Annotated in this window: 14 protein-coding genes and 2 tRNA genes; 6 read left to right on the forward strand and 10 right to left on the reverse strand. The window is 60.8% G+C overall.

The window, feature by feature from the left end:
* Positions 1 to 37: 37 nt before the first annotated feature.
* The 4 genes from IB243_RS00860 to IB243_RS00875 are packed head-to-tail and all read right to left on the reverse strand — an operon-like array spanning position 38 to position 2,557.
* Positions 38 to 586, reverse strand: a complete 549-nt coding sequence (locus IB243_RS00860; RefSeq protein WP_082606743.1) for an RDD family protein — start codon at positions 584 to 586, stop codon at positions 38 to 40.
* A 44-nt stretch (positions 587 to 630) separates the two neighbouring features.
* Complete coding sequence (locus tag IB243_RS00865; protein ID WP_192424359.1) at positions 631 to 1,515, reverse strand: DUF3106 domain-containing protein; 885 nt, start codon at positions 1,513 to 1,515, stop codon at positions 631 to 633.
* Between the two features lie 23 nt (positions 1,516 to 1,538).
* The gene (locus tag IB243_RS00870) at positions 1,539 to 1,991 is read right to left on the reverse strand and encodes a DUF3619 family protein (protein ID WP_010461111.1); all 453 of its coding nucleotides are present in this window, start codon (positions 1,989 to 1,991) and stop codon (positions 1,539 to 1,541) included.
* Entirely contained in the window at positions 1,988 to 2,557 is a 570-nt protein-coding gene (locus IB243_RS00875) for an RNA polymerase sigma factor (RefSeq protein ID WP_010461112.1), read from the reverse strand. The genes IB243_RS00870 and IB243_RS00875 overlap by 4 nt, the downstream gene beginning before the upstream one ends.
* A 295-nt stretch (positions 2,558 to 2,852) precedes the next feature.
* On the opposite strand from IB243_RS00875, the gene IB243_RS00880 reads away from it, so the two are divergent.
* The 6 genes from IB243_RS00880 to pbpG all read left to right on the forward strand — a co-directional run bounded on the left by IB243_RS00880 (position 2,853) and on the right by pbpG (position 10,456).
* On the forward strand, positions 2,853 to 4,646 hold the full coding sequence (locus IB243_RS00880) for an acetolactate synthase 3 catalytic subunit (protein WP_010461113.1): 1,794 nt from the start codon (positions 2,853 to 2,855) through the stop codon (positions 4,644 to 4,646).
* Positions 4,647 to 4,791: 145 nt separating this feature from the next.
* Positions 4,792 to 5,283 (forward strand): acetolactate synthase small subunit, encoded by a 492-nt coding sequence (gene ilvN / locus IB243_RS00885; RefSeq protein WP_007857867.1) that lies wholly within the window; start codon positions 4,792 to 4,794, stop codon positions 5,281 to 5,283.
* A 161-nt stretch (positions 5,284 to 5,444) separates the two neighbouring features.
* Positions 5,445 to 6,461: a ketol-acid reductoisomerase gene (ilvC, locus tag IB243_RS00890; RefSeq protein WP_055393779.1), complete on the forward strand. Its 1,017-nt coding sequence runs from the start codon at positions 5,445 to 5,447 to the stop codon at positions 6,459 to 6,461.
* A 192-nt stretch (positions 6,462 to 6,653) separates the two neighbouring features.
* Positions 6,654 to 7,487 carry a CDP-diacylglycerol--serine O-phosphatidyltransferase gene (pssA, locus tag IB243_RS00895; protein ID WP_192424361.1) on the forward strand — a complete coding sequence of 278 codons (834 nt, stop codon included), beginning with the start codon at positions 6,654 to 6,656 and terminating at the stop codon, positions 7,485 to 7,487.
* Positions 7,488 to 7,700: 213 nt separating this feature from the next.
* A complete protein-coding gene (locus IB243_RS00900) occupies positions 7,701 to 9,239 on the forward strand; it encodes a 2-isopropylmalate synthase (protein WP_192424363.1) in 1,539 nt (512 codons plus the stop codon).
* Between the two features lie 116 nt (positions 9,240 to 9,355).
* Entirely contained in the window at positions 9,356 to 10,456 is a 1,101-nt protein-coding gene (gene pbpG, locus IB243_RS00905) for a D-alanyl-D-alanine endopeptidase (RefSeq protein ID WP_192424364.1), read from the forward strand.
* A gap of 142 nt (positions 10,457 to 10,598) precedes the next feature.
* Here pbpG and IB243_RS00910 read toward each other — a convergent pair whose 3' ends face one another.
* The 6 genes from IB243_RS00910 to IB243_RS00935 all read right to left on the reverse strand — a co-directional run bounded on the left by IB243_RS00910 (position 10,599) and on the right by IB243_RS00935 (position 13,874).
* Positions 10,599 to 11,426, reverse strand: coding sequence for an IclR family transcriptional regulator (locus IB243_RS00910; RefSeq protein ID WP_010461118.1), 828 nt, complete (start codon positions 11,424 to 11,426; stop codon positions 10,599 to 10,601).
* A gap of 56 nt (positions 11,427 to 11,482) precedes the next feature.
* Positions 11,483 to 12,241 carry an arginyltransferase gene (locus IB243_RS00915; RefSeq protein WP_192424366.1) on the reverse strand — a complete coding sequence of 253 codons (759 nt, stop codon included), beginning with the start codon at positions 12,239 to 12,241 and terminating at the stop codon, positions 11,483 to 11,485.
* Positions 12,238 to 12,993 carry a leucyl/phenylalanyl-tRNA--protein transferase gene (gene aat, locus IB243_RS00920; RefSeq protein WP_192424368.1) on the reverse strand — a complete coding sequence of 252 codons (756 nt, stop codon included), beginning with the start codon at positions 12,991 to 12,993 and terminating at the stop codon, positions 12,238 to 12,240. The genes IB243_RS00915 and aat overlap by 4 nt, the downstream gene beginning before the upstream one ends.
* 111 nt (positions 12,994 to 13,104) lie before the next feature.
* Positions 13,105 to 13,180: transfer RNA gene (locus IB243_RS00925), tRNA-Asn, on the reverse strand.
* Positions 13,181 to 13,231: 51 nt separating this feature from the next.
* Positions 13,232 to 13,307, reverse strand: a tRNA-Asn gene (locus IB243_RS00930).
* A gap of 147 nt (positions 13,308 to 13,454) precedes the next feature.
* Positions 13,455 to 13,874, reverse strand: a complete 420-nt coding sequence (locus tag IB243_RS00935) for a YbaN family protein (RefSeq protein ID WP_057223717.1) — start codon at positions 13,872 to 13,874, stop codon at positions 13,455 to 13,457.
* Between the last annotated feature and the right edge of the window lie 15 nt (positions 13,875 to 13,889).

A 13,889-nucleotide genomic window follows, 5' to 3' on the forward strand; every position in this document is an offset into this window, starting at 1 on the left:
CCGCATGACAGCGGGCGCAGCCGCCCGCCCTGGGGCGCTACTTTTTCGGAAGCTCGAAATGCACGAGGCGGGTACCTGCCATCGCGTCGTGCCAGAACTGCCGCTGTGGATGAAAGCGGCTCAGGATGGCCCAGATAGCCACCCAGCCGAACAGCAGCACCAGCACTTCAATGGCCGAGACACCCAACAGATAGGCTGCCAGGGGCGGCAGGAACCACACCCAGCTCAGCAGATAGCGCAACAGTGCACGCGCCTGGGTAATGGGTTGCCCGGCGGCATCCACCACGCGGATGAGCCAGGTCTTCTGGGCCAGGGTCTGGCCTTTGGCCCAGAACCAGGTGAAGTAGATGCCAAACACCACGAACAGAAACGCCTGCAGGGCATGCCGGTTGTCCAGGGCATGGCGGGTCTGGCTGAGGGTGCCGAACAGATAACCGGCAATGAACACCACCCCGAACATCAGCATGCCTTCATACAGCCAGCAGGCCATGCGGCGCCACAAATTGGGCGTGTGGCCGACGGCAACTGCAGAAAGGGTTTCCGAGGGGGTTGCCTGTGGTGCAGGTGCGGGAGGGGTGGCGGTCATTCCAGGGAGCGAAAACGAGGCGGAGGGTGCCGGTCAGCGGCGGGTTATTGGGGGTACAGGCCGGAATTGTCGGGAGTGACCGTGGGGGCAGCGGGGATTGTTTCTGCGGAGCCAGCGCCCAGAGGCGGCAATGCCGCTGGCACCGCCACTGGCACCGAAACGGGTGCCGTCTCGACCACCGTAGGCGCAGGGTTTTGCGCGGATGCGCCCGTCGCCGGGGGCGCTGCGGGGGTGACTGGCGCCGCCACCCGGGGTGCACTGTGGTCGAGCGGCGGGATCTTCGGTGCGTTCGGGCGGCTGGGGTTGGCCTGTGTGGCCGCTGGAACCTGGGCCAGCTTCTTGGGCGACACGGGCTGCAGTGCCGTGGCGGCACCCTTGGGTTTGGGGGCCGCACGTGCTGCCAATGCACGTTTTTCTTCGTCGGACAGTGCCTGGTAGGCCTCCCACTGGGCGCGTTTGTCGTCACGTGCGAGCCGGTTGGTCACGGCGTAGTTCAGCCGGGCCTGGTTGCGCTGCTGTGCGCTCAAACTGGCCCAATCCGTCATGCGGTCATGGAACTTGGCCTGCTCCTCCTCGGGAAGCAGCGAAAAATTGGCTGCCAGCGCCAGCCAGCGGCGCTTTTGCGCCTCGCTGATGAGGGCCCAGCGCTCCGCCAGTGGGTATAACGCCATTTTTTGGGGCGTGGTCAGGGTTTCCCAGCCCGGGCCGGTCTCAACCTGGGGCACCGCCGTGGTGCCCTGCCGGGAGGGTGTGCGGGCATTGTTGGGGCTTGCCACCGCCGCTTCTGCACCCGCCGACAGCAAAGTACCCGGTGCCATGCGCATCTGCACCAGCACCTGGCCACCCACTGCGGCGAGCACGCCCAAGAGCGCCAAAGCCAGCACGAAGGCTGGCAGGGCGGGGGAAGCGTCTGGAGAACTTGGGTGCATGCAGTACGTTGTCGGGGGCGGGCTCAGTTCGACGGTGCAGAGGTTTTAAGGAATTGTACGAAGCCGGGGTCTGCGTAGGCTGCGGGCGGCAGATCATCGGTCAACAGGGCGGCATCCACTTCGGCCACATCGTTGACGCTGTTTTCATCCTGGGCAATGTTGATCACCACCAGTCCCACCACCAGCGCCATCAGCGGAACGGCAGAGACCAGCGCATTCCACCAGCTGCCACCTTCGTTGCCACCACGGCCTAGCGTGGCACTGCCACCCGCATGCACCACCACGGGTGCAGCCAGGCGCACCGGAACGATGTCTTTTTTGCGCTTGGCCAGTGCCTGCATGCGCGAGGCGCGCAGCCGTTCGGAAATGTCGTAAGGCAATTCGTCGGCGCCGCCCGACAACCGCGCCGCGACGCGCAGCGCAAAGCGCTCTGCTGCAGCTTCTGCCTGTGTCGATGGGGTTTGTACAGTGTTCATGGCTCGATTCCTTTGGCCTTCAGTGCCTTGCTGAGGGTTTGTATGGCACGAAAACAGTGCGTTTTGACGCTGCCCTCGGAGCAGCCCATGGCGGCCGCCGTTTCTGCAACATCCATTTCTTCCCAGTAACGCATGAGGAACGCTTCCCGTTGACGTGGAGGCAGTTCGGCGATTTCGGCTTCGATGCCGTGAAAGATCTGCGCCCGGCGGGTCAGATCCTCGGCGCTCTCCGCCCGTTCCCCATCGTCCGGTCCCGAATACGCTTCCAGCAGATCAAAATCCATGCCATCTTCGCCAGGGCCCTCGAAGTCGCTCATGCTCGAAAACAGTGCATTGCGGGTTTTCTGGCGGCGAAACCAGTCGAGCGTGCAGTTGGAAAGAATCCGCTGGTAAAGCATCGGCAACTCTGCTGCCGGCTTGTCTCCGTAGTGCTCCGCCAGCTTGAGCATGCTGTCCTGCACGATGTCGAGCGCCGCTTCCTCATTGCGAACGTGGTAGACCGAGCGCTTGAATGCGCGCTTTTCTACACTTTTGAGGAAATCGGAGAGTTCTCGTTCGGTTGCCAAGAGGGGTCAGCCCGGGAGGGGATCGTTGCGGGTGTAGCCGCAAAAAATGTGGCTATCCGGTACGTGAAGCCTTTGATTATCGCATCCGCGGGGGTTTTTTTAGACGGTCGGCGGTTTTACATGTGTTGCAGTGCGATAATCGCCTCTGCAATTCAAAAGGCAAACGGGTCACGGTCCGGCGCGGCAATCATCCCGCCCATGTCCTTGGCCTCAAGTTCCAAGCTGGCTTCACAAGAGCGCGTGCAAGGAGCACCCAAGGTTTTTCGTCAGAGAAATTCACAAAGGTTGATCGATCATGGAAATCTCCAAGGCTGAACTCAGTTCGGCGGCCGCTGCTTCGCAGGGCAACACTCCCTCCGCTTCCGGCTCGCAGGACCTCATGGGTTCTGAGATCCTCATCAAGTCGCTTCAGGCTGAGAACGTCCAGTACATCTGGGGCTACCCCGGTGGTGCGGTTCTCTACATTTACGACGCGCTCTACAAGCAAGACACCATCCAGCACGTGCTGGTGCGCCACGAGCAGGCTGCGGTGCATGCTGCCGACGGCTATGCCCGAGCCACGGGCGAAGTCGGTGTGGCGCTCGTCACCTCGGGCCCTGGCCTGACCAATGCGGTCACGGGTATTGCCACGGCATACATGGACAGCATTCCGATGGTGATCATTTCCGGCCAGGTGCCCACGCCCGCCATCGGGCTGGATGCCTTCCAGGAATGCGATACGGTTGGTATCACTCGCCCCATCGTCAAGCACAATTTCCTCGTCAAGGATCCCAAGGATCTGGCCATGACGATGAAGAAGGCCTTCCACATTGCACGCACCGGCCGCCCTGGCCCCGTGGTGGTGGATGTGCCCAAGGACGTTTCCTTCAAGAAGGTGCCGTACAGCGGCTATCCACAAAGTGTGGAAATGCGCTCGTACAACCCGGTGCGCAAGGGCCATGGTGGCCAGATCCGCAAGGCGCTGCAACTGCTGCTGGCCGCCAAGCGTCCCTATATCTATACCGGCGGCGGCGTGCTGCTGGGCAATGCCACCAACGAGCTGCGCACGTTGGTGGACATGCTGGGCTACCCGGTCACCAACACGCTGATGGGCCTGGGGGCTTACCCGGCCTCGGACCGCAAGTTCCTGGGCATGCTGGGCATGCATGGCACCATCGAAGCCAATAACGCCATGCAGAACTGCGACGTGCTGCTGGCCGTGGGTGCACGCTTCGATGACCGCGTGATCGGCAACCCCAAGCACTTCGCCCAGAACGACCGCAAGATCATCCACGTGGACATCGACCCGTCGAGCATTTCCAAGCGCGTGAAGGTCGACATCCCGATCGTCGGTGACGTGAAGGATGTGCTCACCGAGCTGATCTCCATGATCCGCGAGAGCAGCACCCGCCCCGACGCCGGCGCGCTGGCTGCCTGGTGGGACACCATCGAAGGCTGGCGCAAGCGCGACTGCCTGAAGTACAGCATGGGCAGTCCCGACGTCATCAAGCCACAGTATGTGGTCGAGACGCTGTGGAACATGACCAAGGACGTCGACACCTACATCACGTCCGACGTGGGCCAGCACCAGATGTGGGCCGCGCAGTACTACCGCTTTGATGAACCCCGCCGCTGGATCAATTCCGGTGGCCTGGGCACCATGGGCGTGGGCATTCCCTACGCCATGGGCATCAAGCTGGCCAAGCCGGATTCTGAGGTGTTCTGCATCACGGGCGAAGGCTCGGTGCAAATGAACATCCAGGAGCTGTCCACCTGCCTGCAGTACAACACGCCGATCAAGATCTGCTCGTTGAACAACCGCTACCTGGGCATGGTGCGCCAGTGGCAGGAGATCGAGTACTCCGGCCGCTACAGCCACAGCTACATGGACGCGCTGCCCAACTTCGTGAAGCTGGCCGAGGCCTACGGCCATGTGGGCATGCTGATCGAGCACCCCAAGGATGTGGAGCCCGCGCTGCGCGAAGCGCGCAAACTCAAGGACCGCACGGTGTTCATGGACTTCCGGACCGATCCCACCGAGAACGTGTTCCCGATGGTCCAGGCGGGCAAGGGCATCACCGAAATGTTGCTGGGGTCGGAAGACCTTTAAGCCAAATCGGCCTCCAGCGCTTGTTCATCAAGCGCTAATAGCTATCAGATAGATAGCAATCACTTTTTTTGACGAATCTATTGCCTGCCAAGCCTGTGTATTACCGTGCACGGGGGAGGGCAGCGAAAAGAGGAATCTCTTCATCATGAAACACATCATTGCCGTTCTGCTGGAAAACGAACCCGGTGCGCTGTCACGCGTCGTGGGCCTGTTTTCTGCCCGTGGCTACAACATCGAATCGCTCACCGTGGCGCCCACCGAGGATCCATCGCTCTCGCGCATGACGATCCAGACCACGGGCTCCGACGACGTGATCGAGCAGATCACCAAGCACCTGAACCGCCTCATCGAGGTTGTGAAGGTGGTGGACCTCACCGAAGGTGCCTACACCGAGCGCGAGCTCATGATGGTGAAGGTGCGTGCGGTGGGCAAGGAGCGCGAGGAGATGAAGCGCATGGCCGACATCTTCCGTGGCCGCATCATCGACGTGACCGAGAAGAGCTACACCATCGAGCTCACCGGCGACCAGTCGAAGAACGACGCTTTCCTGCAGGCCATTGACCGCACGGCCATTCTCGAGACCGTCCGCACTGGTGCCAGCGGCATCGGCCGCGGCGAGCGCATTCTGCGCGTGTGACGGATTGGCCTTCGACCGGCTAGCGTCGTTGGGGAGCCTTGCCGTGCTACAGCACTGCCTGCGGCTCCCCGCCTAGCCATCCGGCCGAATCCCAACCCGATGTAAGACAATCGACTGTTTATTTTTCAACCCCCAACAACGCATTTCAACCGGAGCGACCCATGAAAGTTTTCTACGACAAAGACACCGACCTGAGCCTGATCAAGGGCAAGACCGTGGCCATCATCGGCTACGGCTCGCAGGGCCATGCCCACGCACAAAACCTGAACGACAGTGGCGTGAAGGTCGTGGTCGGACTGCGCAAGGGCGGTGCATCGTGGGACAAGGTCGGCAAGGCTGGCCTGACGGTTCTGGAAGTCAACGACGCCGTCAAGTCCGCTGACGTTGTCATGATCCTGCTGCCCGATGAAGACATCGCAGCCGTGTACAAGAACAACGTGGAACCCAACATCAAGCAAGGCGCTTCGCTGGCCTTCGCCCATGGCTTCAACGTGCACTACAACCAGGTCGTGCCCCGCGCTGACCTGGACGTGTGGATGGTCGCCCCCAAGGCCCCTGGCCACACCGTGCGCAACACCTACACCCAGGGTGGCGGCGTGCCCCACCTCGTCGCCGTGCACCAGGACAAGTCCGGCAAGGCCCGTGACCTGGCCCTGAGCTACGCCGCTGCCAACGGCGGCGGCAAGGCCGGCATCATCGAGACCAACTTCAAGGAAGAAACCGAAACCGACCTGTTCGGCGAACAGGCCGTGCTGTGCGGCGGTGCCGTCGAGCTGATCAAGATGGGTTACGAAACCCTGGTCGAAGCCGGCTACGCCCCTGAAATGGCCTACTTCGAGTGCCTGCACGAGCTCAAGCTCATCGTGGACCTGATCTACGAAGGCGGCATTGCCAACATGAACTACTCGATCTCGAACAACGCCGAGTACGGCGAGTACGTGACCGGCCCTGAAGTGATCAATGAGCAGTCGCGCGCTGCCATGCGCAATGCTCTGAAGCGCATCCAGAACGGCGACTACGCCAAGATGTTCATCCAGGAAGGCCGCCTGAACTACCCAAGCATGACGGCCCGCCGCCGCAACACGGCTGACCACTCCATCGAAAAGGTGGGCGGCCAACTGCGCGCCATGATGCCTTGGATCGCCAAGAACAAGCTGGTCGATCAGACCCGCAACTGATGTTTCATTCCTGAAGCGTCAAAAGGCCACTTCGGTGGCCTTTTTCATTGGCGGTGGGCCCTGTGGGCAGGCGCTACACTGCGGCCTTCGCCTTTTGCACGCACGGCGACCTGCCTGTCCTGCGGGAAATTGCTGAATACTATAAATTTAATAGCTGCTTGCGCAATATCGGCAAGCGCTGGAGGTCTTTTGATGCATGACGGCAATGAGTCCACCGACAACCCTGGTGTGATGGTGCGCAAAAGGCGCAAGGGCATCTACATCCTGCCCAACCTGTTCACACTGGCGGCCTTGTTTGGGGGGTTCTACTCCATCGTGATGGCCATGAATGGTCGCTTTGACATGGCGGCCGTGGGCGTCTTCTGTGCCATGGTGCTCGACAGCCTCGATGGCCGTGTGGCGCGCATGACCAACACACAGAGTGCGTTTGGTGAGCAGATGGATTCGCTCTCCGACATGGTGTCTTTTGGGGCAGCTCCCGCGCTCATTGCTTACGAATGGGCGCTTCAGGGCCTGGGTCGCTGGGGCTGGATTGCCGCTTTTGTGTACTGCGCCTGTGCGGCCCTGCGTCTGGCGCGCTTCAATGTGAATACCGGCGTCGTGGACAAGCGCTACTTCCAGGGCTTGCCGTCCCCCGCCGCAGCTGCCCTGGTGGCCGGTTTCATCTGGTTGATGACCGAACTGGGTGTGCATCCGGGCGAAGACCTCTGGATGTCCTGGAACCAGATCACCTGGACCATGTTTGCCTTCACGCTGTATGCAGGCCTGACCATGGTCACCAATGTGCCGTTCTACAGCTTCAAGGACATCCAGATGAAAAAAAGCGTGCCCTTTGCGGCGATCGTGCTGATCGCGCTGGGTATCGCCATCATCAACATCCACCCCCCCATTGTGTTGTTTGGCGTGTTCGTGTTCTATGGCATCAGTGGCTATGGCGTGTACGCCTGGCGCAAAGCAAAAGGGCAGCACAGCAGTGTGATCAGCACATCGACCGATGAGCCCGACGAGCGCGGGCTCCACAAGTGACTACGGCATCATTTGCGACATGTGCTACATTGCATTGCATGAATACGTTTGCGTTGGCCCTACTGCTACCTCCCCACGGGCGGAGACAGTAGGCGCACGCGCACACTTTTCCACAAAGGCCCGTATGCACCCGCAACGGGCCTTTTGTTTTGGGCGCCAGATTTTTAGCGTTGCGGACTGACCCCGCCACCCACCAGTACCAGGAGAAACCACATGGCTGACAAACTGATTATTTTCGACACCACCTTGCGCGACGGAGAGCAGTCCCCAGGCGCCTCAATGACCAAGGACGAAAAGCTCCGTATTGCCCGCCAACTGGAGCGCCTGAAGGTGGACGTGATCGAAGCCGGGTTTGCGGCCAGCTCCAACGGAGATTTCGAGGCGGTGCAGGCGATTGCAAACGCGATCCGGGAGTCCACGATCTGCTCGCTGTCCCGTGCGAATGACCGTGATATTTCGCGTGCAGCCGAGGCCCTCAAAGGGGCGGCCAGTGCCCGTATCCATACTTTCATTGCCACGTCTGCGCTGCACATGGAGAAGAAGCTGCGCATGACACCCGACCAGGTGCTTGAACAGGCCAAACAATCGGTCCGTTTTGCGCGCAATCTGGTGGGTGACATCGAATTCAGCCCCGAGGATGGCTACCGCAGCGACCCGGACTTCCTGTGCCGCGTGCTCGAAGCGGTGATTGCCGAAGGCGCCACCACCATCAACGTGCCCGACACCGTGGGCTATGCGATTCCCGAGCTGTACGGCAACTTTATCAAGACACTGCGCGAGCGGATCCCCAACAGCGACAAGGCGATCTGGTCGGTGCACTGCCACAACGACCTTGGGATGGCAGTGGCCAACTCGCTGGCCGGCGTGAAGATTGGCGGCGCCCGCCAAGTGGAATGCACCATCAACGGCCTGGGCGAGCGTGCGGGCAATTGTTCGCTCGAAGAAGTTGTCATGGCCATCAAGACGCGCCGCGACTACTTCAACCTTGATCTGAATATCGACGCCAAGCACATCGTGGCTGCCAGCCGCATGGTCAGCCAGACCACCGGTTTCGTGGTGCAGCCCAACAAAGCGGTGGTGGGTGCCAATGCCTTTGCCCACGCCAGCGGCATCCACCAGGATGGCGTACTCAAGGCGCGCGACACCTACGAGATCATGCGCGCCGAAGACGTGGGTTGGTCGGCCAACAAGATCGTGCTGGGCAAGCTCAGTGGCCGCAACGCCTTCAAGCAGCGTTTGCAAGAACTGGGGGTGAGCCTGGACAGTGAAACCGAAGTCAACACCGCTTTCACCCGCTTCAAGGAATTGGCTGACCGCAAGAGTGAGATCTTCGATGAGGATATCTTGGCCTTGGTCAGCGACGAGAGCGTGGCTGCCGAGAAGGAGCAATACGGCTTTGTTTCCCTGTTCCAGCAGAGCGAAACGGGTGAACACCCCCGCGCCCGCATTGTCTTCACCGTGGACGGCCTGGAAGTGCGCGGCGAATCCGAGGGCAATGGCCCTGTGGACGCTTCGCTCAAGGCGATCGAATCGCATGTCAAGAGCGGTGCGGAAATGGTGCTGTACTCGGTGAATGCCATCAGTGGCTCGACCGAAAGCCAGGGCGAAGTGACCGTGCGTCTGCAGAACAGCGGTCGCGTGGTTAACGGTGTGGGTGCAGATCCCGATATCGTTGTTGCCTCGGCCAAGGCTTACCTGAGCGCGTTGAACAAGTTACAAAGTAAAGCTGACCGGGTGGCTGCACAGGGTTGAATGATCAATTTATAATTTCATTCACTTTCTTGGAAAGTCGTGCAAGGTATTGATCTTGCGCGACTTTTTTTGATTCTGTACACTGCTCAACACTTATTACCGTTTGGAGCACTTTGATGCACCATCGCCACCGCGCCGCAGTGAATCGTTTTCTTCAACTTTTGGGCTTTGTCGTCGTCAGCACGGCGCTGGTAGCGCCGGTCGCGCACGCAGTGGATCGGTCCAAAGCGCCGATCAAAAAGCAGCAAGCCGGCACGGCCAACGCCAAGCGTGTCGCGCCAGCCCGCAAGGTTGCTGCCAACACCCGGACGGTTCGCATCACGGCCAAGACTGCCAAGGTCCCGACCCGGGTGGCCTTTGTGCCCGCCAAGCAGTCTTTCGGGCAGATAGCGGGATTGCACGAAGTGAGCGATCCACTGGATCTCAAGTCCAGTGTTGCACTCGTCATCGACCAGGACACGCACGAGGTCTTGCTCAGCAAGAACGATCAGGCGGTGCTTCCCATTGCATCCCTGACCAAGCTCATGACGGGCGTGATCATCTCGCAAGCCAAGTTGCCGATGGATGAACCGATCACGATCACCCAGGACGATGTGGATACCGAAAAAGGCAGCCGCTCGCGACTGATGGTGGGTTCCACGTTGACCCGGGGCGAGATGCTCCACCTTGCGCTCATGTCCAGTGAAAACCGTGCAGCCCATGCGCTGGGTCGCACATACCCTGGCGGGCTCGAAGCTTTTGTGGTGCAGATGAATGCAAAAGCCCGCCTGCTGGGCATGACTGATACCCGCTATGTGGAGCCCACGGGCCTTTCCAGCCGCAACCAGTCCAGCGCCCGCGACCTGGCCACCCTGGTGAATGTGGCGCATGGCGATCCCTTGCTGCGTGAACTGTCGACCTCTCCTGGGTACGAGGTGGCGGTGGGTCCAAGGACACTCCAATACAACAATACCAATGGGCTGGTAAAAAATCCCACCTGGGACATTGGCCTGCAGAAGACTGGCTACATTTCCGAGGCAGGGCGTTGCTTGGTGATGCAGACCCAGATTGCCGGGCGCAAGCTCATCATGGTGTTTCTGGATTCCGCTGGCAAATTCAGTCGTCTGGGGGATGCCGAGCGTGTGCGCCATTGGGTGGAGTCGATGCCAGCGCTGGCAGTACCGCTGCAAGCTCGGGCCGTTGCCAACGGTGCGCAGCCGTCCACTTTCGCCCGCTAGCGCTGGCACTGGTGGCCTGCAGGGCCGCCAAGAGTCAGGGGTCTCTGAGAGGTGTGATCAATAGGCCGACCAGGCGTTGCTGCCTGTGTCGGCCTTTTCGTGCGAAGTAGCGCCCGCTGCCACTGCAGTGCGCACGGGGTTCTCAGCGGAGATTGGTGCGCAAGCTGGCATCACCAGCTGCTGATGCTTCCACGTTCGGTGTGTGGCCCAGAGCGAAGGAAATCTCGTTGGCGGTGGCTTGGAGTTTCGGAAGCCATCCTTCATCCAGGCGGTCCGCCGGCGCCGATATGGACAGGCCCGCCACCAGCTTGCCTTGGTCGTCGTAGACGCCCGCTGCCATGCAGCGCACGCCCAATTCCAGTTCCTCGTTGTCGCGGGCGATGCCGTACTGGCGCGCTTTGGCGAGTTCCCGCTCCAGAACGGGCAACTGGGTAATGCTGTTGCGGGTGTGTCCTGCAAGCCCCGTGCGGGTAGCGTAGGCCCGCACGCGTTGGGGGTCGTCCAGGGCCAGGAAGAGCTTGCCGGTGGAGGTAAGGTGCAAAGGGGCGCGACCACCAATGGCGCGGACCACCTGCATGCCGGAGCGCTCACTGTAGGCCCGCTCCACATACACAATTTCATCGCCCTGGCGCATGCTCAGATTGACGGGTTGCTGGATGAGCTTGTGCAGATTGCGCATCGGGGTCAGCGCCGCATCACGAACGCTCAGGCGCGCTTTGACGAGGTTGCCGAGCTCCAGCAGGCGCATGCCCAGTCGGTAGCTGCCGGACTCCGGTCGATCCACGAAGCGGCCGATCGTGAGGTCGTTAAGGATACGGTGCGTTGTGGAAGGGTGCAGCCCCGTTTTTTCGCTGATTTCTTTGAGAGAGATTGCTTCTTCGCGTGATGCCAGAACATCGATCAGCGTAAACATGCGTTCAAGCACCTGAACGCTGGGTTTGACGGGGATGCTGGGATCGTTTTTTTTCATGGGCGGCGATGCAGTGACGGCCGCAGCATTTTATCTTGTGAAATGCAACCCTGCATTCATGCGCTCTGATTCACGCTCAGGCTGGCGCGATGCCATTGGCCATCGGTCCGGATCTCGTGGGGGTGAAAGCGTGCCTTGTAGTTCATCTTGGGACTGGCCTCGATCCAGTAGCCCAGGTAAACGTGGGGCAGGCCCAGGGAGCGTGCCTGCGCAAGCTGCCACATCACGTTGTAGGTGCCATAGCTGCAGTGCGGCTCGGGTTCGTAGAAGGTGTAGACCGCTGAAAGCCCGTCGTCGAGCACATCCAGGATGGAGACCATCTTGAGTGCACCGGGTTCGCCTGCTGCATCGATTTCGCGGAATTCAACAAGGCGCGAATTCACCCTGCTTTGCAGCAGAAACTGCGTGTACTGGTCGATGCTGTCATGGTCCATGCCGCCGCCCGAATGGCGACCGTTCTGGTAGCGCAAGTACAGCTGATAGTGCTCGGGGACAAAACACAGACGCAATACCCTCGCTTGCAGGTTGCTGTGACGTACAGTGGCGCGCCGCTGGCTCCGATCTGGCCGAAATTCGTTCACCAGCACACGCAAGGGGGTGCAAGCCTGGCAACCATCGCAATAAGGGCGGTAAGTGAACATGCCACTGCGGCGGAATCCCTTGGCCACGAGGTCGGAATACACATCGCTCTGAATGAGGTGGCTGGGCGTGGCTACCTGCGACCGTGCCTGCTTGTCCGGCAGATAACTGCAGGGGTAGGGGGCTGTCGCGTAGAACTGCAGGGTCTGCAGTGGGAGGTCGTTGAGTTGCGTCATGCCATGGGCACTGTGGAGGGCAGCAGCTCGTTCCAGTATACGGGGTCAAACAACCATGAGAGCGCCGGGCGATTTTGGGCGTTCTGGATATGGGCAAGGAACTGGGCTCGGGAGATCTCGTGGGCTCCCAGTGAGGCCAGATGCCGGGTGTTCTGCTGGCAATCAATCATTGCCACGCCCTGATGGCGACACAGGCTCACCAGGGCAGCAAGCGCGATCTTCGATGCGTCGGTAGCGTGGGCAAACATCGATTCACCGAACACCGCCTGCCCGAGGGCAACGCAATACAGGCCACCGACCAGTTGTCCATCAACCCAGGTTTCGACGCTATGGGCATGGCCTGCTGCATGGAGGCGGGTGTAAGCCTCAACCATCTCGGGCACGATCCAGGTGCCTGCCTGGCCATCCCGCTCTTTGGCGGCGCAGGCCGTGATGACATCCCGGAAGTTGTGGTCCACGCGGATTTCGCAGGATGTATTGGTTCTGAATGCCTGCAGGGTTTTGCGCAGAGACCGATGCAACCTGAAGTTCGCGACGTGCAAGACCATGCGCGGATCGGGTGCCCACCAGAGGATGGGCTGCCCTGGGCCATACCAGGGGAAGGTGCCTTGAGCGTAGGCCGCTTTGAGGTGTGCAGCATCCAGTGCGCCACCCGCGGCCAAGAGTCCGGGGGCAGGGTCGGTGGGCCCCCACGCATCCGCAGGAGGGGGTAGCGGGTCTTCGGGCTCCAGCCAAGGCAGTTGCGGGGGCATGGGGTGGCAATGCAAAGAGACTTATTGTCAGGCAGGCTGAGTGTGGGTTGGCGTGTTCAATGGTGGAAATAAAAAAACCCACCATGCGTGAACATGGTGGGTTTTTTTGGCTGGCTCCTCGACCTGGGCTCGAACCAGGGACCTACGGATTAACAGTCCGGCGCTCTACCGACTGAGCTATCGAGGAATGATCGGTATGTAAAAGGCCCCGCGTACACATGCAGGGCCTGCAAATTCTTGGCTCCTCGACCTGGGCTCGAACCAGGGACCTACGGATTAACAGTCCGGCGCTCTACCGACTGAGCTATCGAGGAACAAGACTTAGATTATATACATAAAAATGGGGCCTCTAAAGATTCTGCAGCTTGTTCGAGCATGCAAATGCGGTGATACGGAGGGGTGGTGAAGGAGCGATGCAGGAATCACCCCATGCGCCGCCAGCACTCGCTGAGTGGGGCTCTTCAGGGCTCCGGCCGGCGCCACAGCCAGGCCGCCACGCAGACCATGCAGGTGATCGCAATACCTGCTACCCAGGGGCGGGAGCCCGTGGCGAACAGCACGATGCCGCTGAGTGCCATGAGCAGCGTGGCGCTCCACTTGGCCCGCCGACTGACCTTGCCTCCCTGGGCCCAGTTGCGCAGCAGGGGGCCGAACAAGCGGTGGTTCCACAGCCAGCGATAGAGCCGTGGCGAGCTGCGTGCAGCGGCCCATGCTGCCATCAAGATGAACACCGTGGTCGGCAGCCCGGGAACGATCACACCAATGATGCCCATGACCAGGCACAGCACGGCAAACACGAGCAGCAGCCAGCGCACGGGCCAGGGCAGGGTGCGCAGTTGCGGTGTGGTGTCCTCGGGGGACTCGGGTGGGGGCTGGGACATGCCCTGTATTGTGAA

This window comes from Acidovorax sp. ACV01 (assembly GCF_014851495.1).
GTDB classification, from domain to species: domain Bacteria; phylum Pseudomonadota; class Gammaproteobacteria; order Burkholderiales; family Burkholderiaceae_C; genus Acidovorax; species Acidovorax radicis.